The following is a 19,704-nucleotide window of genomic DNA, read 5'->3' as shown; positions in this document are numbered from 1 at the left end:
GCCCTTGCTGGTCTGGGTAGGTTGCCCTGACCCCGGCATTGTCGTCGGCAACCCGCCCGTGGATTCTCAGGACGCGGGCTGCGTCGAGCCTCCTCCCACGCAGACTCCCGACGCTGGCGAGAAGAGCGACCTCCTCACGCCGAGCCGGCTGTTACGGCGGGCCTCGCTCGCGCTGCGCGGCACTCCGCCGACCGGCGAGGAATACGCGGCGCTGGAGGCGGCGGGCGACGAGGCCGCGCAGCGGGCCTTCGTCGCGGCCTTCGTCGACCAGACGCTCCAGCAGCCCGCCTTCTACCAGACGATGTTCGAGCAGGCGCGCGACTGGTTCAACCTCCCGCTCACCCCGAGGACCGCCGACGCGCCGGAGTACGGGCTGCCGCAGCAACGCACCCTCCAGCGGTGTGCTGTGGGCACGGCCAGGGCCGGCGCCTGGAAGTACTACCGGGGAGACACGTCGGCGTGCAGCGGCCTGAATGCGGATGGCTCGCCGGTGGACGAGCGCTCCCTCGAGCCGTGGTGGGCCCCCGGCACGACGGTGACGCTGGTGGGCTTCGCGGCCAGTACCGCGGCCACGGGCACCGGGCGCGATCCCACCTCTGGCAACCCCGTGACGATTACCTGCGCCACCACCGGCCCGGAGGGCACCTGCGGCTGTGGACCGAATGCCGTGCGCTGCCATGCCGACTTCCAGACGTACGCGGGTTTCGACAACTACGTGCCCTACAACGGGGAGGGCCAGCGGAGGCTCGCCTCCGAGGAACCCGCCCGCCTCTTCGCCCACCTCGCGTGGCATGACAGGCCGGCGACGGACCTCATCCTCGGCTCCTACTCCGTCGCGCCGACCCGCCTCCAGGCCGCCTATGTGATGCAAGGCCTCGCGGGGGGCGTGACGAGCCTGCTCGACGACGACTCGTGGTGGCGGCCGTCCCGGTTCGCCAGCGCGCCGGTGGACCCCGAGCACTCCCCGGGAGACCCTCTCGCGTGGCGTGAGTACCAGGTCCCCGAGCGCAACCCCTTCTTCCTCGCCGAGCGGGACTACCGGTTCGATCCCCGCACGCAGACGGGTGCCTCCCGGGGCATTCCCGCCGCGGGCATGCTCACCAGCCTGGGCTTCCTCTCGGCCTATCCGCGCGAGCGCGTGCGCGGCGCCCGGGCGCTGGAGACGCTGGCGTGCGAGGTCCTCGCGCCGCCCTCGGGCCAGGAGTTCAACGAATACCGGAGGGACCCGGGGACGGAGGGGCCGTGCCAGCACTGCCACCGCCGGCTCGACCCCGCGGCCATCCACTTCAAGCGCTACGCGAAGCAGGGCTCGGCGACCGAGGGCTATGGCGCGAAGTACCTGATGCCCGGCGTCGGCACGGTGTGGCACTGGCCGGCGCGGTGGCGGACGGGTGCGTACCCTTACGGCGGGGACCCCTTCAGCCACTGGAACCGGTGGTACTCGCCCGACACGCTGCTCACGCCCGTCACCGAGGCCCAGGCGCAGGTGAACCCCGAGGCGCTCTTCCTCGACTTCCTGCCGCCGGAGCAGACCCTGCTCGGGCAGGTCAGTGACGGGACGGTGGGCCCGCTGGGCTTCGCGAAGCTCATCGTCGCGGCGGGCGCCTTCGACCGGTGTGTCGTGCGGCGTCTGCACGCCCAGGTGCTGGGGCGCGACATCGATCCGGCGAGAGAGGCGGGCTACCTGGACGACCAGGTGGCGCGCTTCATCGCGGGAGGCCGCAAGGTCCGGCCCTTCGTCAAGTCACTCACCCAGTCGAACCTCTTCCAGAGGGGGCGCTGACCATGAACCGCTTCTTGTTCCTCCTCGTGCTGTCCGGAGTGCTCTCGTGCGGCGGTGAGGGTGCCCCGTCCGCGCTCCGCGCCCGGGGACAGGCCCAGTGCTCCACGCCGGCCAGCTCGGAGACCGTGCGCATCATGCAGGGCCTCAAGCCCCACTGCGAGGGCTGCCACACGCAGGGCGCGCGCGGCTACTTCGCCTCGGCCGAGGCCTTCCAGTCCCTGCTGGTGTCCGATGTCCGGATGGTGAAGCCGGGCAGCCCGGACGAGAGCGAGCTGGTGCGGCTGCTGGAGGGCCGTGGCACCGGCGCGTTCAAGCAGATGCCCATCGGTCAGAAGTCCTATGCCCAGCTCGTCGCCGAAGGCATGGCGACGCTGCCCGTGGCCGACGTCCGCGCGTGGGTCCAGGGCCTCGCGGTGCAGCAGCGGGACTCGCGTCCAGACCCCGAGGCGCCACGCATCACCCGCATGAGCGCCACCCAGATACAGCGGGCGCTCTACCAGCAGCTGGGCCTGGGCCATGACGACTTCTTCACCTCGGCCAATGAGTACGGCTTTCCGATGGCGGAGTCGCGGGGTGACGACTTCTACCCGCTGCAGCCGCCGGACGCCCTGCCCATGCCGCGGCAGAACGCCACCGGAGAGCGCTATCACTCGCTGGGGGGCGGCTCCGTCATCAACCAGGTGTCCCATGACCGGACCGCGTCTCCGACCTTCGTGCTCACGCTGACGCAGGTCTCGCAGCGGTGGTGCCGCCGCGCGCTGGCCAAGACGGGGAACACGGCGCTGTTCCCCACGGGCACGCCACGCACCGCCAACCCCGTGGACGTCAAGGCCACGCTGCGGCGGTGGTCGCTGCACTTCCTGGGCGAGCGGTTCACCGACGCTCAGGTGGACGCGCTGTATGAGGACGTGTTCGTGCCGCTCGCGACGCCCACCGATACCGAGCCGGCCTACGTGGGCACGTGCTCGTACTTCATCCGCCACCCCCACTGGATTTTCTACTGATGAGGCACCCATGAAGCTCACTCGCCGCAAGCTGTTCGAGCTGGCCTTCGGGGCCGCTCACCTCGGACTCATGACGCGCTTCGGGTTGCCGGTGGCGTCGGCGCAGACAGCCTCGGGACGGCCGACCAAGCTCCTGGGCATCTGGCTGGATGGAGGGCTCCACTGGGAGACCTTCTTCTCTCCGTTGACTCGCGCGGGCATCAACAAGTTCATCCCCACGCCCCAGGGCGGCATCATCCCCGTGGGTTACCGGCCCGAGCAGGTGGAGAACTTCGACCGCTCCCCGGTGGACCTGGATGCGCCCGGTCCCGTGCGGAAGTTGCGCGGGCCCGTCTTCTGGAACTGGGCGAACCCGGCCGACGCGAGCGGGCTGAATCCCGCCTCGGGCAACCAGCAGAACTTCCGGCCCTGGGGCTACGCGTGGGCGAACCCCGCCTACAGGCTCTTCGACAAGGCCGCGTTGCTCGTGGGGGCGGACCAGAACACGGCCGCGCACACCAGTGGCATCATCGCGAGCATGTGCGGCGTGGCGGGCTCGAACTTCCGGGCCCCATCGGTGCAGGCGGTGATCGCCAACGCCCTGTCGCGGCGCTTCCCGGACCGGCCCATCCCCAACGTCAGCCTGGGCGGCACGCTGCCGGGCGCGCTCGGTCTGCCCGCGCTGGCGAACCCCACGGTGTTGCACTCCGCGGCCTCGGTGGAGCCGACGCTGTCCGACAAGCGCGACAGCGCCTGGAAGGGGCTCCGCGCGCGGAGCGACGTGCCCGACGTCGCCTTCGATGGCTCGGCGCTCCCGGGCACGGTGCCCGCCACCGCGGTGGACGCGGCCCTGCTCAAGGCGCTGCGCCAGGAGCGGGGCATCTCCAGCGGTGGCACCGACGCGATGCTCGAGCAGCTCTACGACACGTACAAGGGCGCGAGCAGGACCGTGAGCCGGGACATCCTCTCGGTGCTGGCCAGCACGCCGTCCTGGGAGAAGCTCAAGGCCGACCCGGCCTATCCCGTGGACTGGTCGGCCTGCATCGGCTACGCGGACTCCTGCGGCACGGGCGCGTCGATGGGCGCGTATTCCTTCGCGCTGCAGCTGCTGAAGTCGGACCTGGTGACGTCGGTGAACCTGCGGGCCTCCAGCTTCTCCAACAACACCTTCGACACCCACAGCGCGAACGGACCGCAGATGCACACCAACCACCTGCGCATCGCGCTGGAGATGGTGGGCCGGCTGTGCCTCGAGATGAGCCTGACCCCGAGCCGGACCGATGCGTCCCGGTCGTTGCTGGACGAGACGCTGGTCTACGTCTACAGCGACTTCGGGCGAACCTTCCCGAAGCAGGGGAGTGACCACCACCCCGCGACCTGCGCCATCCTCGTGGGCGGTGGCATCCAGGGGAACCAGATGCTCGGCGGGTACGACGAGACGATGAACGGCTCGCCGATGGGGGCGCCGGTGATGCTGGTGGAGGAGTCCGGCGAGCGGGTGACGCGCGCGCCGCGCTCGCAGGACATCGCGGCGACGGTCCTCCGGGCCTTCGGGCTGGAGCCGGGGAGGGACTTCTTCATTCCCGGCGGCTACGGCGTCTATGACGGCGTCGTGAGGGGCTGACAGCGCAGCCGAGCAGCTCGCCCCGGAGCCACAGGGGGCCGAGAAGCGAAGGGTCCTCGTCGGCACCTTCTGGATGAGAGGAGCGTCAGCGCCTGGCGCGGGGCTTCAACCCTCCGCGCCGGGGCAGGCGAATGGCCGGAGCCGTCCGCGCACGGGGAGGCCGCCCGGATCCTCCTGCGCGCGGGCGGATGGGCCGGGTGGACTCAGGCGGCTGGTGCGCTGATAGCCGGAGCGGCCTCCTGCTGGGGTTGCACGAAGCGCTCGAGCTACGGAGAATTCTTCCCGCACGCCTACTCTTCGGCGGTGGCCTTGTCGACGTCAGCCTGAGCCGCGCCAGCGGCCGCTGTTGCTACGTGCTTGCCCTCGGCGACGGTCTTCAGCTGGGCGAGCCCCTTCTCGATGTCGGCGCCGAGCATGTTGTCCATGTCCATGAACATGCCGAAGGCTTTGCCTATGAAATTGTGGTTCCCATCCATCGACCACGTCACGAACGAGCCGGTCGGCGTACCCGCAAGGGTGAGCGCACAGGTTGCAGTGGACTCCATCGGCTCCACAAACTCGAGCTTCATGCTCACCTTCTGGCCAGGGACGCTCTCTTCGATCGTCAGTTTGCCCGTGCCGACTTCCTTGCCGCTCCACGAATACGACTGACCGACGCCCGCCGCGGGGCCTTCGAAGATCTTCTGCATGTTGGGCGCGAACTTCTCCAACGGCGACCCGAAAAGGACCAAGACACCGGCAAACTGATGGAGGTCGTTGAGAACACCGAACACGAGATCGGCTGGAGCAGCGACCGCGAGCTTGCGCTCGACGTGATAGGCGGACGGCCGTGTGGCCACCACCGCTACGAAAAGGACCAAGACACCCGCAACACCGATGAGAATTTTCCCGAGCATTGAAGCCCTCCGAGAGGCGCAACCATCACATCGCAGGGCCGGCGGTCAAGCGCGGGTGGGCGGGCAGAGGCGCTGGAAAGTCCGCGCGTCGCTCGTCACCGGAGCATAGGCGGAATGGGAGCCCTGTTGCGGGCGAGGACCGGGGTAGAATGACAGTCGTGAAGAGTCGCCGGGAAGGGGAGGGCAAGGAGGGGCTCCTGGGTGCGCGGTGCTGAGCCACCGCACGGTCGCCGTCCTGTCTCACGAAGGCAAGCGCCAGAGGAGGCTGCAGGTGCCATTGGCAATGAGCGGCCCCACACCTGCGCGGCGCACGGCCTTGCTGGCTCTGGCAGCGGCCCTCTGTCAGCCTTCTGCCTATACTTAGTACCCTCATGAGTTCACGGATCGTCAATGCGCTGTTCTCACCCACGCTGAGTCTGCGTCTTCACTTCATCATCACCCGCCCGGAGGTGCTGTCCATGGGGACGACCCAGCGGGCAGATTATGTGAAGAACCACGTCGTACCACTTCTGGCGCATGTGAATCAGATCTACGAGCCGACAGGAATTCGCTTCGACTTCGACCCTGGGGCTGACGTCGAGTACACCAGTGCAGCGGAGAATCTCGACGGCGAAGGACTTCAGAAGCTCGCCGCGCAATACCATGGCAAGCTCGTCATCTTTCACCGGGGCCATGGAGGAGAGGCCGGGAGCAGAGCCGCCTTCTTCCATGTCGAGAACCTCAATGGTGACAACTTCGCCCACGAGATGGGCCACTATCTCTATCTGCCCCACACCTTCTTCGAGGGCCTCAAGCTCGCGGACCTACCCGGCATCATCAAGAATGGCGTCGAGGGCAATGCCGCGGGTCAAGCGGCACTCAGCCAGATCTCGCAATTGCTCCAGCAAGGGACGCAACCGGAGTTGGAACTGCACTACGCCGTGCAGTGGGCCGAGGACACCGTGAACGAGCTGGGCACACGCATCCTCGCCGAGGCGACGGACGGCGATGCCGGGCAGATCCGGGACACGCCGCCGGCCTTGCACGAATACAATCCGGAGACCGACGTTCCTCCTGGCTTCAACTACTGCCAGGCCAACTTCCCGATCCAGGTGACGTTCTCGAACGGCTACGTCCATACCTTCCAGCTCACGCCCGACCAGCACAACGTAATGGGCTATGGGCACTTCGGCGGCTGTGCGCCACGCTACTTCTCGAACGACCAGATCAAGGTGATGCGCAACGGCATCCTCAAGGGGGGGCGCCGCCACTTGACCGAGGCCCATCTCCAGTGGACGGGATGGGCACCGCTGCCCGCCCTGGCGGGCGCAACCGGCGCCCCGGCCGCGGCCTCGCTCGGCAACCGGGTGTACGTGGTGTGCGTGGGGTTCAACAACCGCATCTACATCATCTCTGCTCGCGACGGTCAGCCGTACGGGCAGTGGGCGGAACTGCCGGGCGGCGGCACCACCGATGTGGCGCCTGCAGTCGCCTCGCTGGGCAACCGGATCTACGTCTTCGACAAGGGAATCGGCGACGACCGTATCTACGTGAACTCCGCGGCGGACGGCGCCCCCTTCGGAGGCTGGTCCCCGCTGCCGCAAGGGCCGCAGATGGACTCCGCCCCGGTTGCAGCCGCTCTCGGCAATCGCTTGTACGTGGTGTGCAAGGGGCAGGATCGGCGCATCTACATCAGCTCCGCACTCGACGGTCAGCCGTTCGGGCCATGGGCGGAGCTTCAGGGCAGCGGTACCACTGACGCGGCACCGGCGATCGCATCGCTGGGCAACCGAATCTACGTCCTCGGAAAAGGCGTCGACAACAGCCGCCTCTACGTGAACTCGGCGGCGGATGGCGCCCCCTTCGGGGCATGGTCGCAGCTTCCCGGTGACATGCGCGTCGCCGGGAACCCGGCTGCCGCCTCGTTCAAGGGAAGACTGTTCGTCACCGGGATCGGACGGGACAAGCATGTCTATTACGTCAGCGCCCTGGACGGTCAGCCGTTCGGCAAGTGGCTCGAGGTGCCTACCGGTGGCAGAACGGCAGCGCCAACCGCCGCAGCGGCGCTCGGGCAATGCCTGTACGTGTACGCCAGGGGACTCGACAACACACTCTACTCCAACACGGCCCGTCTGGTTTGACGAACCGTGTTCCACTCCGAAACGCCCGCGCGCACCGTCCCCGCCGACAAGAAGGGCGAGGACGGCGCCGGGAAGCGGTGAGCGGGCCGCTCGACGCCGCGCTCACGCCCCGTTCCAGGCGAGCCCCTGGCGCTCGAGCAACCGGCTGGCGTCCGCCGGACCCCACGTCCCGGCGGCGTAGTTCGGCTCGGCGCCCATATGGGACCAGGCGTCCAGCACGGGAGTGACCAGCTCCCAGGCCCGCTCGACCATGTCCTCTCGCGTGTAGAGCGTGGACACGCCGAGCATGCCGTCCAGCAGCAGCCGCTCGTAGGCCTCGGGGGGTGGCCCCTCGTGGGACGCGGCGTAGAAGAAGCTCATGTCCATGTCGCGCACACGCACCGCCCGCCCCGGTGCCTTCATCGCCACGCGCAGCGTGACGCTCTCGTGCGGTTGGATCCGGATGATGAGCTGGTTGGCGGACATCCGCTCCCGCTGTCCCGCGCCGAAGAGGTTCTCCCTCCCCTCCTTGAACTGCACCACCACCTCGGTGAGGCGCTCCTTCAACCGCTTGCCGGAGCGCACGTAGAAGGGCACACCGGCCCAGCGTGCGTTGTCGAAGCGCATGGTCAGCATCGCGTAGGTCTCCACGCCCGAGGTGGGCGAGACACCCGGCTCCTGGCGGTAGCCACACACGGGAGCGCCCGCGATGAGGCCCGGCCCGTACTGCCCACGCACGCACTCGGCGCGGATGCGCTCGGGGGTGAAGGGCCGTGCCGCCTCCAGCACCCGGACCTTCTCGTCACGCACGGCCTCGGGCTCCAGGCTCGCCGGTGGCTCCATCGCGATGAGCGAGAGCACCTGGAAGGCATGGTTCTGGATCATGTCCCGCACCACTCCCGCCTGCTCATAGTACCCGCCCCGTCCCTCGACACCCAACGGCTCGGCGCACGTCACCTGGATGTGGTCGATGTGCCGCTGGTTCCACAGCGGCTCGAAGATGCCGTTGGCCAGCCGGAGCACCAGCAGGTTCTGCACCATCTCCTTCCCGAGGTAATGGTCCATCCGGTAGATGCTCGACTCGTCGAAGTACCGGCGCAGCCGGGTGTTGAGCCGCCGCGCGCTGGGGAGATCCGTCCCGAAGGGCTTCTCGACGACGATGCGTGACCAGCGCCTCGCATCGGACCTGGCCAGCCCCGACTCGCCCAGCCGCTCCACCACGTCACCGAAGAGCGCGGGCGACACCGCGAGGTAGAAGAGGCGATTGCCCCGCGTCCGGCGCTCCGCTTCCACCCGCTCCAGCAGCCCGCCCAGCCGCGCGTAGTCCCCGGCCGAGGAGATATCCAGCGGCACGTAGTAGAGCCCCCGGGCGAACGCGTTCCACGCGGCCGGGTCCACACCACCAACCCCGAAGGACTGCTCGACCGCGGTGCGCATGCGCGAACGGAATCCCTCGTGCCCCATCGGGACGAGCGCGGTGCCCACCAGGGTGAACTCCGCGGGCAACAGCCCCTCCTGGAAGAGCGCCGGGATGAGCTTGCGTCCCGACAGGTCTCCCGAGGCGCCGAAGAGGACCATCGTGCACGGCTCGGGAATCATCTCGCTGGCTCGCTCGACGTCCGCCGCGCTCTCGTCCCATGCCCTCATCGCTGACTCCCGCATCATCCGCTCGCTCCCGGTCTTGGCTTCCTCGTCCTTGCAAGACAGGTCGAGAGGACCGGTGCCGCCTGTGATTCCGGGCCCGGCCCCGCCCAGGCGGCTGGGCAGCCGAGCACGTCTCACAGAAAAGGACCCCTGACTCTCCCCCCGGGACACCTCAGGAGAGATCATGGAAAGACTCAGCAACAGCACCCTCGGACTGCTCGTCCACCAGGTGCGCAGCGGAGAACTGGACCGGGAGGGTTTTCTCCAGGCGGCGAAGGAGGCAGGCGTCCCAGCGGAGCGTGCCCAGCAACTGGCCGGGGAGGCCCTGGCCGCATGGGAGAACCAGCGCCGGCTGCGCGAGAGCCCCCGCGAGGCCTACGACTTCATCGTCATTGGCGCGGGTTCGGCTGGTTGCGTGCTGGCCGCCCGGCTGTCCGAGGACCCGGCGAATCACGTGCTGGTCCTCGAGGCTGGCGGCTCCGGCACACATCCGGACGTGTTCATCCCCTCGCGCTGGCGGTTCCTGCTCGGCACGGAGCTGGACTGGAGCTACCAGACGGTGCCCCAGCGGCACGCCGCGAATCGGGTCATCCCTTGCCCGCGCGGAAAGATGCTGGGCGGCTGTGCCAGCAACAACGCCAGCGTCTGGGTGCGCGGCCACCACCAGGACTTCGACAGCTGGGCCGCCCGGGGCAACCCCGGCTGGGATGGCGAGACGGTCCGCCGCATCTTCAAGGAGCTGGAGGACTACTCGGGCGGCGAGGACGAGTACCGCGGCGTGGGCGGCCCGCTGCGCATCTCCCGGGCGGCCGACCCCCATCCCCTCGCCCACGCCTTCATCGAGGGAGCTCAACAGGCCGGCGTTCCCATGACCCGCGACTACAACGGCGCGCGGATGGAGGGCGCGGGCTTCTTCGATCTGTGCATCGCCGACGGCGAGCGCTTCAACGTGGCCCGTGGCCTGCTCTTCCCCGCGATGGGCCGTCCCAACCTGACGGTGCTCACCCATGCAGAGGTGACACGGCTGCTCTTCGAGGGCAACCGCTGCACCGGCGTGGAGTTCCGCCATGGAGGCCAGGTGCGCCGCGTGCGCGCCACCCGCGAGGTGGTGCTGTCCGCCGGGGCCATCAACTCCCCCAAGATGCTGATGCAGTCCGGCGTGGGGCCCGCGGACGAACTCCAGGCGCTGGGCATCCCCGTGGTGCGGCATCTGCCTGGCGTGGGCCAGGATCTGCAGGACCACATCCTGGTGGCCGGCATCAACTACGAGAGCAGCGTCCCGCTCCCCCAGCCCCGGGGCAATGGCGCCGAGGCGACCCTGTGGTGGCGCTCCCATGCGGCGCTGTCGCGTCCCGACATCCAACCCGTCCTCCACGAGTTCCCCCTCGTCACCCCCGAGCTCGGCCCCGTGCCGGACAATGGCTACGCGCTCGTCCCCGGCCTGGTCCGCCCCGCCTCCCGGGGCCACCTGCGGCTCACCTCCGCGGATCCTTCCGCCCGGCCCATCATCGACATGAACTACCTGGGCCACGAAGCGGACGTCGAGGCCCTGCGCATCGCCGTGGAGCTGTGCCGGGAGATTGGCGCCTCGCGCGCCTTCGACGGGTTCCGCAAGCGCGAGCTCATGCCCGGACCACGCGGCCGCGCCGCGACGGTGGAGTGGATCCGCAAGGCCACCACCTGCTTCTTCCACCCCACCAGCACCTGCCGCATGGGCGTGGACGAGCGCGCGGTGGTGGACTCGCGGCTGCGCGTCCATGGCCTCGAGGGCCTGCGCGTGGCGGATGCGTCGATCATGCCGGAGATCACCTCCGGCCCCACCAACGCTCCCGCCATCCTCATTGGAGAGCAGGCCTCGCGCTTCATGCTCGCGACGCGGCACGGATGACCGCCGTCACATCCGCGCCCTCTTCACTCCCTCCAGACAAGTCGCGCGACACACGCCGGCTTCCAACCCCCCACATCGCCACAGGAGAGGAACCTTGACTCACGACATGTCACGAACCTGGATCGTCAATGCGGCCCTGCCCGTCCACTATCAGGTGCGGGTGGTCGATGGCGTGTTCAATCCCACCAACCGGGCCCTGCTGGAGGCGGGCGCCACCCAGCGCACCGGCACGATCCGCAGGCTCGTGGTGCTCGATGCCGAGGTGGAGCGCCTCTATGGCGTCCAGCTCCGCCACTACCTCCAGCACCACGGCGTGAAGTACCAGATCATCTCACTGCCCATCTCCGAGACGGAGAAGACGATGGACTCCGTCTTCGCCGTGGTGAAGGGCATCAACGAGTTCGGCATCTCGCGCCGCCATGAGCCCATCATCGCCATCGGCGGTGGCGTCCTCATGGACATCGTCGGGCTCGCCGCGAGCCTCTACCGCCGCAGCACTCCGTATGTGCGGGTTCCCACCACGCTCATCGGCCTGGTGGACGCCGGCGTGGGCGTCAAGACGGGCGTCAACCACTCCGCGCACAAGAACCGGCTCGGCACGTACTTCCCCGCCCGGGACACGCTGCTGGACCGCGGCTTCCTGAAGACGGTGGACACCCGGCACATCGTCAACGGCCTCGCGGAGATCCTGAAGATCGCCCTCATCAAGGACCGGACCCTGTTCGAGCTGCTCGAGCGCCACGGCACCACGCTCATCACGGAGCGCCTGCAGGGCAGGACCCCCGAGAGCAACCGCGCCGCCACGCAGGTCATCGAGCGGGCCATCACGGGGATGCTCGAGGAGCTGGAGATGAACCTGTGGGAGCACAAGCTCGAGCGCGTGGTCGACTACGGCCACTCCTTCAGCCCCACCATCGAGATGCTGGCCCTGCCCGAGCTGCTGCACGGCGAGGCGGTGAACATCGACATGGCGCTGACCACGCTGATCTCCGCGCAGCGCGGGATGATCACCCCCGAGGAGCGGGACCGGATCTTCACGCTCATGCGCAAGCTGGAGCTGCCCGTGTACCACCGGACCTGCGAGCCGGCGGTGCTGGTAGACGCCCTGGCCGACACCGTCCGCCACCGCGACGGGCTCCAGCGGCTGCCGCTGGCCATCGGCATCGGCTCGGCGTGCTTCGTCAATGACGTCACTCCGGACGAGATGACCGCCGCGGCCACCGCCCTCCGGGAGATGGACGCCTCCTCCGGCTCCGCGCCCATGTGGGAGGCCGCCCATGCGTGAGGGAGTGATCATCGGAGATCTCGAGGATCCCTCCGTGGTCTACGGCGTGCACGGCACCACGGGGCTCTCCCAGTGGAAGTGTCTGGCACGGCGGGCCGGGCTGTTCGGCTCGTGGGAGGCGGTGGAGTGGGCGTGGATTCCGCCGGGCGGCGTCAGCGGCGAGCACGTGCACACCCGCACCGAGGAGATCTACTTCATCCTCTCGGGCCGCGGAGAGATGACGCTCGACGGCAAGCCGCACCCGGTGGGCCCGGGCAGCCTCATCCTGACGGGCCTCGGGACGAAGCACGGCCTGCGCAACGTCGGAGACGTAGGCCTGGGCTGGCTGGTGATCGAACTGCTGAGCCCCCACACCGCGGCGGTGTTGCGCGGCTCGGAGCCCCCGGGCCAGGCCCGTGCCCCCCAACCCCCTACCCAACGAGGAGAAGAAGACGTGACGAACGCCGTGGTTCTCAACCTGCGTCAGACCTACGAAGTGAATCCTCGCGGCGTCTTCACCGGACCGCTGCGCAGCATCCGACTGGTGAACCTGAAGCCCGGGCAACGGGCGGAGCTGTCCGCCGCGGGCGAGGAGCACACCCTGTTCGCCATCGGCGGCTCCGGGGAGATCTCCTCGGGCGAGGCGGCCATCCCCCTGAAGTACGGCGTCTCCGTCACGTTGCCCCTGGGCACGGGGATGACCGTCACCGCGGGTGACGCGGGGCTGGAGTACTTCCTGGCGAGCCTCGAAGTGCCGGGAGGTGGCGCGCGATGATCATCTCCACCATCGACAGGACCTCCAGCACGCGCCAGGGCGGCGAGGAGATCCGTTGGCGCTCCCTGGCACGGCGCGGGATGTTGCATTCCGAGTGCGATTCCGTCGACTACGTGCGGTTGTCGCCAGGTACCGAGTTCGCGCTCCGAGGCCGTGAGGGCACCGAGAGTGCCTGGTTTGTCCTCGCGGGCTCGGGGCAGCTGCGGGAGCCGGGCTCGGAGCCGGGGGAACGTTCCCTCGACGCCGGCGAGCTGGTGCTCCTGCCCACCGGGGCGGAGGCCCGCATCACCAGTGGGGATGACGGCCTGGAGTTGCTCTGGCTCGTCGTGATGCCCCGCTCCATCTCCCAATCCCTTCCCATGAGGAGGCCCGTGGCATGAGTGCGATGGCAACAGGAGCATGGCCGGAAGGCTCGATGACGGCGGTGGCGATCACCGCGCCGGGACGGGTCGAGCTCACCCGGATTCCCATTCCCGGACCCCGTCCGGACGAGGTGTTGATCCGCCCCTCGTACGTCGGGCTGTGCGGAACCGATCTGGAGCTGCTGCACGGCACCGCCTCGTACCTGCGGGATGGCCGGGCGCGCCTTCCGCTGGTGTTCGGCCACGAGTGGTGTGGCCAGGTGGCCGCCGTGGGCGAGGACGTGCGAGGGATTTCGGTGGGGAACCGGGTGGTGGGCCAGACGATGGTTCCCTGCGGCCTGTGCCGGATGTGCCAGCGCGGACAGCGGGCGCACTGCAAGCAGCTGGTCGAGGTGGGCCTGTACGGCCTGCAGGGCGCCGCGGCCGAGTACATCCGCATGCCCATGCGTTCGCTCAGCGCGTTGCCGGAGGCCCTCTCCGACGTGAACGCCGCGTTCATCGAGCCGGCGGTCACCGTGGTGGGTGGCTTCGACAAGGCCGGCTGCGGCCTGGAGGACGAGGTCGCGGTGGTGGGGACCGGAACCATCGGCCTGCTCGCCGTGCAGCTCGCCTCGCGGATGGCCCGGCACGTGGATGCGATCGGCATCGACGAGGCGGGGCTGAAGCTGGCCGCCGCCTGCGGTGCCCGGCACACACTGCGGCCCGAGCAGGCCCGGCGCGCGGCCTACTCGCTGGTCATCGAGGCTTCCGGCTCCTCGCGGGCCTTCCTGCGCAGCGTGGAGCTCGCCGCGACGGGTGGCCGGGTGGCGGTGGTGGGCGTCGCGAACGAGCCGGTGTCTGGTTTCGTGCCGGGGGAGCTCGTCCTGCGTGGAGTCGATCTGCTCGGCATCCGGCATGGCCTGGACTACTACGACCGGACGATCCAGCTCTTCGTCGATGGCGTGCTGGACGCGAAGCCGCTGATCGCCGGAGTGCTCCCTCCGGGACAGGCCGCGCACGCCTTCGAGCTGCTCGAGCATGGCCGCTCGGGTCCCCCCAAGGTGCTGCTGCGCTTCAACGAAGGGAGGACGTCATGATCCGGCGGACCCTCGAGCGGACTGGTGGCGTGCAGTGGCTGGTCAACCGGGAGCTCATCCCCGAGTCGCTCGGAATGCTGATGATCCATGAGCTGTCCGGGGGGAGCGTGCTCCCGGAGCACAGCCTGCCGGGAGCCGAGTCGGTCACCTTCCTGTTGTCCGGCAAGGGGGACTGGCGCGCGAACGGGCGCACCTGGCGGCTGACCCCTGGCGAGGGCGTGTTCAATTCGCCGGGGACCCGCCGCGCCTTCGAGACCGAGCACGGCCAGGACACGATGCTCCTGGTGGTGTACGGCGGAACCAACGACCCGCGGGACGCGAAGCCTCACGAGGCGCACAGCGCCGGGGGCGGGTGCCGCATCTCCCGGACGGCGGACCAGGGCAGCCACAGTCCCCTGGGCGAGGCGGGTGGCTTCATCGACATGGGCGTGCACTGGCTGGCGACGAGCCAGACCGTCGGCACGCGCTCGGTGGTCGTGGCCACCTCGACGTTCACCCCGGGAGGCAGCCACCAGCTCCACCGGCACCCGAATGCCGATGAGTTCTTCCTGGTGCTGCAAGGCGGTGGCGAACACCTCACGAAGGAGGGCCCGGTGCGGTTGAACCCGGGCGACCTGGCCTACATCCCGGCCGGCGAATGGCACGGATTCCAGACCGATCCCGGCGTCACCACCCGGACGGTCTACGGCTACCTGGGTGCGGGAAGCCTCGCCCAGGCTGGATACGAACTGCTGGAGGAAGAGACATGAACGAGCGTATCGCCATCGTGACCGGTGCCAGCTCCGGCATCGGCAAGGCCACCGCCATTGCCCTGGCCCAGAAGGGCTTCGATGTCGGGATTGGTTTCAACTCGAACGCGGAGGGAGCCCGGCAGGTCGCCGCGGAGGTGGAGGCCCACGGCGTGCGGGCCCTGGCCTTCCGCATGGACCTGACGGACCCGAGAGCCGCCGCGGAGGCGGTGGAACGGGCGGCCAGTGAGCTGGGCGGAGTGGATGTCTTCGTCAACAACGCCGGGGTCAACCGCCGCGCCTCGTTCCTCGAGGAGACGCCGGAGGACTGGCAGCGCATCCTCACCATCAACACCACCGGCCCCTTCCTGTGTGCCCAGGTGGCGGCGCGCCGCATGGTGGCGCAAGGGCGGGGCGGGCGCATCGTCAACGTGACGTCCGTCCACGAGCTGGTGCCCATCCGGGGAGGTTCCTCCTACTGCGCCTCCAAGGGCGGGCTGGGCCTGCTCACCAAGGTGATGGCCCTGGAGCTGGCGCCGTATGGCATCACCGTCAACGCGGTCAGCCCGGGAGAGACGGCCACGCCGATGAACGGAGTCCCCGAGAGCCGTGACGCGGCGGAGCTCTCCCGGCCCGCGATTCCCATCGGCCGGCCCGGGCGCGCCCGCGAGGTCGCGGCGCTCATCGCCCACCTGGCGGAACCGGACGCCGCCTACATCACGGGCGTCACCCTCCCCGTGGATGGCGGCCTGCTGTTGATGAGCGCCATCGCCAACCAGGAGTACGCGGGCCGCCAGTAATCACTTCCCACTCGCGACGGATTCAACCCAGACACACGAAAGGACTTCCTCATGAGCCGCACCAGCAAGGGCATTCCCGGAGCACGCAACGTCCACCACCTCGCCTATACCGTTCCCAATCTGGATCAGGCAGTCGACTTCTTCGTCAACGTCCTGGGAGCCGAGTTGCTGTACCGGATCGGCCCCGTCGAGGACACGACGGGCGACTGGATGGCGCGCCAGCTCAACGTGCACCCCCGGGCCTCGACGCACATCGCCATGCTCCGCTTCGGGCCCGTCACCAACCTCGAGCTGTTCGAGTACACGGCGCCCGAGCAGCGGCGGGAGCTCCCGCGCAACAGCGACTGGGGCGGCCACCACCTGGCCATCGACGTCGAGGACGTGGATGCCGCGGTCGACTACCTCCGCTCGGTGCCGGGAGTGAAGATCCTCGGCGAGCCGCAGACCATCACCGAGGGGCCCATCGCCGGTGACCGCTGGGTCTACTTCCTGACCCCGTGGGGCATGCAGATGGAGGTCCTGAACATGCCCAGGGGGATGCCCTACGAGCAGGACACCGATGCCCGCCTGTTCTCGCCGGGCAAGCCCTGGAACGGCCGGAGCGAGTGAGCCGAAAGGGAGGCCGGGAGCAATCCCCCCGGCCTTTCCCCTAGAGTGCTCGCCATCGCGGCGGAGCTCTTGCACTCGGCTGCCTGCCCCACGCCGAGCCACATGGAATGCCCCACCTTCCGTCGCCTCCTGCGGGCCGCCACGTCTGGAGCGATTGGAGCGCGAAGCCAGAGCCGCTCAGCGTGTCGATTCACCCACTCGCTCCTTCTGACTCCGGGCGTCCAGGACGACCTGTCCGTCCTTCATCACGAACCGCACTTGCTTCAGCGCCCCGATGTCCTTCAGCGGGTCGCCCTCTACCGCGAGCAGGTCCGCGAGCTTGTTCGGCTCGAGCGAGCCAATCTGGTCCTGCATGCGGAGCAGCTCCGCCGCGCTCACTGTCGCCGCGCGCAGGACGTCCACGGGCTTGAGGCCGGCCTCGGAATAGGCGCTGAACGACTTCACGCTGGCCTGTCCTCGCGTCAGCCCTGGCATCACGATGTACATGTCCGAGCCCGCGGCAAGCCGAACGCCCGCTGTCACCGCGCGACGGAGGCGGTCATGGGCCTTGGTGATGGACTTCCTGCAGCGCTCCTTCATCTTGCGCTGGTGCTCCGCGTTGCCCGTCTTGGCATCGAATAAGTCGCACGTGTCCATCGAGCCTTCGGTAGCCACCATGAAGATGCGCTTGCGGGCCATGGGCACCAGCACGTCATCGGGGAGGGAGTACGCGTGCTCGATGGAGTCGACGCCCGCCTGGACCGCGATGCGAATGCTCTCGTCGGTGGTGGTGTGCGCCGCCACCGGGCGCTTCTTGCGGTGGGCCTCCTCGGCGATGACCTTCAGCTCCTCCAGCGAGAGGAGGTTGTGCCCGTTGTCGACGATGACCTTGATGCAGTCCGCGCCGTCGGAGATGGCCTGCCGCACGGCGCGCCGGGCCTCCTCCACGCCGGAGATGGTGACGTACTCCTGCTCGATGAGGGCCTGAGCTGGCGGTTGGAGCGTGGGGAACTGCCCGCCATGTGGAGCGAGCGCGCGGGTGCAGGCGGAGATGCGCGGGCCCTGCACCCAGCCACGCTGGATGGCGTCGCGCAGCGCCACGTCCCCGTTGAGCCCGGAGTTGCCGACGTCGCGCACCGTGGTGACGCCAGCCTCGAGCATTTCGCGGCCCAGCTTCGCTCCCAGGAGCGCGCGCTCGGCGGTACTCCTCTGGGCGACGGTGGAGAGCATGCCGTCGCCGCTCTCCATGTCGACCTCCAGCAGCAGGTGCGAGTGCGCGTCGATCAGCCCAGGCAGCAGGGTGACGTCGCCCAGGTCGATGACCCGTGCACCCGAGGGGATGGAGAGGCCGGTGCCCACGGCCTGGATGCGCGAGCCTTCGATGAGCACGACCGCATCCGCCAGGACCTTGTCACTCTTCCCATCGAAGAGCCTCGCGGCGCGCAGGGCGATGCGCGTGGGCTCCGGGGAGGCGGGAGCCTGGGCCCATGACGGCAAGGGAAGGCTCCACAACAGGACGGTGCCAATGACAGTCGTGAAGAGTCGCCGGGAAGGGGAGGGCAAGGAGGGGCTCCTGGGTGCGCGGTGCTGAGCCACCGCACGGTCGCCGTCCTGTCTCACGAAGGCAAGCGCCAGAGGAGGCTGCAGGTGCCATTGGCAATGAGCGGCCCCACGTCCCAAGGACTCGGTCCCCGGGCCAGGGTGACAGCCTGAGCGCCGCTCAGTACCCCACGTGCAGGCGGCCGGGGCGCAGCGCCGATTCCAGGCGCTTCACCTCCGACTCGGGGATGCGGTCGAGCCCGAGCTTGAACTGCTTGAGCTGGGCGAGCGGCGCGAGGTCCTCCGGCAGAGCGACCAGCTCGCCCTGGAAGAAGCCGGCATGCGTCAGCTTCGGCAACCGGCCGAGCCCGTCCACCAGGGCCTGCACCCGGGCCGGCGTCATCTTGTAGAAGCGCCACCACCAGAGCTTCTTCAGTCGCGGCAGCCGGGTCAGCACCTCGGGGAAGCCCTCCAGGGCCATGGCGTCGAGGTACAGCTCCGCCAGTTCGGGTGTCCGCCAGCACGGGCTTCCCCGCGCGCAGCTTCGCGAGGAGTCCCTTCCGGTCGAGCGTCGAGTCGGTGACGCCGTCCTCGTCCTCCACGTTGAAGGTGCCCGGCAGGAGTGCCTCGTGCGGCTCCAGTGTCCTGCGCGGCCGTCCCGTCGCGGTGAGCTTGCTGCCCACGAGCGCGTCCACGTCCAGCGCGCCGTGCACCTGGAGGTGGTGGTGCTCCTCGACGAGCGCGCGCGCCGTCAACCCTCCACCCACGCAGAAGACGTCATCCCCGAGCGAGTCGCCGAAGAGGAGCCCCCGAATCCGGACGTTGCCCGCGATGAACATGGCGGAGAACGTGGCGACGTTCTCCACCTCCAGGTTTCCCAGCACCACCAGGAGGGTGTGGTCGGCCGCGTGGCCATCCTCCAGCAGCCCCTTCAGCCGGACGCTGCCGGAGACGACGAGCGGCAGCGGGCCGACGACGAGCGAGTCGGTCTCCAAATCTCCCTCATGGAAGAGGACGCCCTTCTCGGTGGTGCCCTTCCACCACGAGGTCAGCTTCTCCCGCCACTCGGGCGTCGCCACCGCCTCCACGCGAGACCACACCTCCTGCGCGGAGGCCTCTCGTCCCCAGACCTTCACTCCGTCCTGCTTCGCTGCCATGTCCCAGGTGCTCCCTTCCTGAAGGACATCAGTCCATAGAGATACCAGGGGCAACAAGCGTCAGCGGACGCGGGTTCTAGTGCTGTTGACGCGCAGCGGATTCATCTCAGTTCGTGGGAGTGGGCGCCGCGGCGCATACCGACTCGAAGAGGACTTCCTTGTAGCGCGTCATGCTGCCGGAGAGCCACATGGTGCTGTCACCACAGTCACACCAACCCGAGCCCGCGTACTGGGTGAGCGCGGCGTCCTTGTAATAGTCATAGAAGAACGCCATGCCACCACACGCCGGGAGTGCATCCTCGCGGGTGCTGAGTTGCGACGGCTCGGTTTCGTCCAGCGGAACGCCACCGCACCCGGCCGACAGCAGTCCCACCGCGAGCAGCATGCCACCCATGACAGTCTTTACCTGCATGTACCTCTCCTTTGGGATGAGTCAGTTCACTCCGGACAGCCAAGGGGCGAGGTTATCAGCGCTGCTCAGGACGAGGCTACCGCCAG

Annotated in this window: 18 protein-coding genes; 13 read left to right on the top strand and 5 right to left on the bottom strand. The window is 68.9% G+C overall.

All coding sequences use genetic code 11. From position 1 onward, the window contains the following. Positions 1–4: 4 nt before the first annotated feature. From OV287_RS30445 to OV287_RS30435, 3 genes are read left to right on the top strand one after another with little or no spacing between them, the layout of a single operon-like run. On the top strand, positions 5–1,783 hold the full coding sequence (locus tag OV287_RS30445) for a hypothetical protein (protein WP_267537553.1): 1,779 nt from the start codon (positions 5–7) through the stop codon (positions 1,781–1,783). 2 nt (positions 1,784–1,785) lie between these two features. Then, positions 1,786–2,787 carry a hypothetical protein gene (locus OV287_RS30440; RefSeq protein ID WP_267537552.1) on the top strand — a complete coding sequence of 334 codons (1,002 nt, stop codon included), beginning with the start codon at positions 1,786–1,788 and terminating at the stop codon, positions 2,785–2,787. Positions 2,788–2,797: 10 nt separating this feature from the next. After that, positions 2,798–4,390: a DUF1501 domain-containing protein gene (locus OV287_RS30435; protein ID WP_267537551.1), complete on the top strand. Its 1,593-nt coding sequence runs from the start codon at positions 2,798–2,800 to the stop codon at positions 4,388–4,390. A 290-nt stretch (positions 4,391–4,680) separates the two neighbouring features. Here OV287_RS30435 and OV287_RS30430 read toward each other — a convergent pair whose 3' ends face one another. Beyond that, on the bottom strand, positions 4,681–5,286 hold the full coding sequence (locus OV287_RS30430; protein WP_267537550.1) for an SRPBCC family protein: 606 nt from the start codon (positions 5,284–5,286) through the stop codon (positions 4,681–4,683). Between the two features lie 371 nt (positions 5,287–5,657). Between OV287_RS30430 and OV287_RS30425 the strand changes: the two genes are divergently transcribed. Continuing rightward, positions 5,658–7,406, top strand: coding sequence for a DUF8189 domain-containing protein (locus tag OV287_RS30425; protein ID WP_267537549.1), 1,749 nt, complete (start codon positions 5,658–5,660; stop codon positions 7,404–7,406). A 102-nt stretch (positions 7,407–7,508) separates the two neighbouring features. Here the strand turns inward: OV287_RS30425 and zwf are convergent, their stop codons facing one another. Further along, positions 7,509–9,032, bottom strand: a complete 1,524-nt coding sequence (gene zwf, locus OV287_RS30420) for a glucose-6-phosphate dehydrogenase (protein ID WP_267537548.1) — start codon at positions 9,030–9,032, stop codon at positions 7,509–7,511. A gap of 181 nt (positions 9,033–9,213) precedes the next feature. Between zwf and OV287_RS30415 the strand changes: the two genes are divergently transcribed. From OV287_RS30415 to OV287_RS30380, 8 genes are all read left to right on the top strand, one after another. Continuing rightward, the gene (locus OV287_RS30415; RefSeq protein ID WP_267537547.1) at positions 9,214–10,917 is read left to right on the top strand and encodes a GMC family oxidoreductase; all 1,704 of its coding nucleotides are present in this window, start codon (positions 9,214–9,216) and stop codon (positions 10,915–10,917) included. 106 nt (positions 10,918–11,023) lie between these two features. Beyond that, entirely contained in the window at positions 11,024–12,202 is a 1,179-nt protein-coding gene (locus tag OV287_RS30410) for a sedoheptulose 7-phosphate cyclase (RefSeq protein ID WP_267537546.1), read from the top strand. Next, entirely contained in the window at positions 12,195–12,956 is a 762-nt protein-coding gene (locus OV287_RS30405) for a cupin domain-containing protein (RefSeq protein WP_267537545.1), read from the top strand. The genes OV287_RS30410 and OV287_RS30405 overlap by 8 nt, the downstream gene beginning before the upstream one ends. Continuing rightward, positions 12,953–13,336, top strand: a complete 384-nt coding sequence (locus tag OV287_RS30400) for a cupin domain-containing protein (protein ID WP_267537544.1) — start codon at positions 12,953–12,955, stop codon at positions 13,334–13,336. Before OV287_RS30405 ends, OV287_RS30400 begins: the two co-directional genes overlap by 4 nt. Then, a complete protein-coding gene (locus OV287_RS30395; RefSeq protein WP_267537543.1) occupies positions 13,333–14,394 on the top strand; it encodes a zinc-dependent alcohol dehydrogenase in 1,062 nt (353 codons plus the stop codon). The genes OV287_RS30400 and OV287_RS30395 overlap by 4 nt, the downstream gene beginning before the upstream one ends. Next, positions 14,391–15,143, top strand: a complete 753-nt coding sequence (locus tag OV287_RS30390) for a cupin domain-containing protein (protein ID WP_267537542.1) — start codon at positions 14,391–14,393, stop codon at positions 15,141–15,143. The genes OV287_RS30395 and OV287_RS30390 overlap by 4 nt, the downstream gene beginning before the upstream one ends. Continuing rightward, the gene (locus tag OV287_RS30385) at positions 15,140–15,922 is read left to right on the top strand and encodes an SDR family oxidoreductase (protein WP_267537541.1); all 783 of its coding nucleotides are present in this window, start codon (positions 15,140–15,142) and stop codon (positions 15,920–15,922) included. The genes OV287_RS30390 and OV287_RS30385 overlap by 4 nt, the downstream gene beginning before the upstream one ends. A gap of 51 nt (positions 15,923–15,973) precedes the next feature. Continuing rightward, positions 15,974–16,531, top strand: a complete 558-nt coding sequence (locus OV287_RS30380; RefSeq protein ID WP_267537540.1) for a VOC family protein — start codon at positions 15,974–15,976, stop codon at positions 16,529–16,531. Positions 16,532–16,708: 177 nt separating this feature from the next. On the opposite strand, the gene OV287_RS30375 is transcribed toward OV287_RS30380, so the two are convergent. Both OV287_RS30375 and OV287_RS30370 read right to left on the bottom strand, forming a co-directional pair. Beyond that, positions 16,709–18,073, bottom strand: a complete 1,365-nt coding sequence (locus OV287_RS30375; protein ID WP_267537539.1) for an amidohydrolase family protein — start codon at positions 18,071–18,073, stop codon at positions 16,709–16,711. Between the two features lie 157 nt (positions 18,074–18,230). Continuing rightward, complete coding sequence (locus OV287_RS30370) at positions 18,231–18,530, bottom strand: hypothetical protein (RefSeq protein WP_267537538.1); 300 nt, start codon at positions 18,528–18,530, stop codon at positions 18,231–18,233. Positions 18,531–18,559: 29 nt separating this feature from the next. Between OV287_RS30370 and OV287_RS30365 the strand changes: the two genes are divergently transcribed. Beyond that, positions 18,560–19,228: a hypothetical protein gene (locus OV287_RS30365; protein ID WP_267537537.1), complete on the top strand. Its 669-nt coding sequence runs from the start codon at positions 18,560–18,562 to the stop codon at positions 19,226–19,228. 84 nt (positions 19,229–19,312) lie between these two features. Here the strand turns inward: OV287_RS30365 and OV287_RS30360 are convergent, their stop codons facing one another. Continuing rightward, entirely contained in the window at positions 19,313–19,618 is a 306-nt protein-coding gene (locus OV287_RS30360; protein ID WP_267537536.1) for a hypothetical protein, read from the bottom strand. Between the last annotated feature and the right edge of the window lie 86 nt (positions 19,619–19,704).

It is taken from the genome of Archangium lansingense, from assembly GCF_026626635.1.
GTDB classification, from domain to species: Bacteria; Myxococcota; Myxococcia; order Myxococcales; family Myxococcaceae; genus Archangium; species Archangium lansingense.
Note: the sequence above shows the minus strand (reverse complement) of the source record. Positions and strands in the feature narration are given on the sequence as shown.

Excerpts from the sequence above, each read along its gene's own strand:
- OV287_RS30440 (WP_267537552.1), top strand. The coding sequence starts at position 1,786 with ATGAACCGCTTCTTGTTCCTCCTCGTGCTGTCCGGAGTGCTCTCGTGC.
- OV287_RS30435 (WP_267537551.1), top strand. The coding sequence starts at position 2,798 with ATGAAGCTCACTCGCCGCAAGCTGTTCGAGCTGGCCTTCGGGGCCGCT.
- OV287_RS30430 (WP_267537550.1), bottom strand. The coding sequence starts at position 5,286 with ATGCTCGGGAAAATTCTCATCGGTGTTGCGGGTGTCTTGGTCCTTTTC.
- OV287_RS30425 (WP_267537549.1), top strand. The coding sequence starts at position 5,658 with ATGAGTTCACGGATCGTCAATGCGCTGTTCTCACCCACGCTGAGTCTG.
- zwf (WP_267537548.1), bottom strand. The coding sequence starts at position 9,032 with ATGAGGGCATGGGACGAGAGCGCGGCGGACGTCGAGCGAGCCAGCGAG.
- OV287_RS30415 (WP_267537547.1), top strand. The coding sequence starts at position 9,214 with ATGGAAAGACTCAGCAACAGCACCCTCGGACTGCTCGTCCACCAGGTG.
- OV287_RS30410 (WP_267537546.1), top strand. The coding sequence starts at position 11,024 with ATGTCACGAACCTGGATCGTCAATGCGGCCCTGCCCGTCCACTATCAG.
- OV287_RS30405 (WP_267537545.1), top strand. The coding sequence starts at position 12,195 with ATGCGTGAGGGAGTGATCATCGGAGATCTCGAGGATCCCTCCGTGGTC.
- OV287_RS30400 (WP_267537544.1), top strand. The coding sequence starts at position 12,953 with ATGATCATCTCCACCATCGACAGGACCTCCAGCACGCGCCAGGGCGGC.
- OV287_RS30395 (WP_267537543.1), top strand. The coding sequence starts at position 13,333 with ATGAGTGCGATGGCAACAGGAGCATGGCCGGAAGGCTCGATGACGGCG.
- OV287_RS30390 (WP_267537542.1), top strand. The coding sequence starts at position 14,391 with ATGATCCGGCGGACCCTCGAGCGGACTGGTGGCGTGCAGTGGCTGGTC.
- OV287_RS30385 (WP_267537541.1), top strand. The coding sequence starts at position 15,140 with ATGAACGAGCGTATCGCCATCGTGACCGGTGCCAGCTCCGGCATCGGC.
- OV287_RS30380 (WP_267537540.1), top strand. The coding sequence starts at position 15,974 with ATGAGCCGCACCAGCAAGGGCATTCCCGGAGCACGCAACGTCCACCAC.
- OV287_RS30370 (WP_267537538.1), bottom strand. The coding sequence starts at position 18,530 with ATGGCCCTGGAGGGCTTCCCCGAGGTGCTGACCCGGCTGCCGCGACTG.
- OV287_RS30360 (WP_267537536.1), bottom strand. The coding sequence starts at position 19,618 with ATGCAGGTAAAGACTGTCATGGGTGGCATGCTGCTCGCGGTGGGACTG.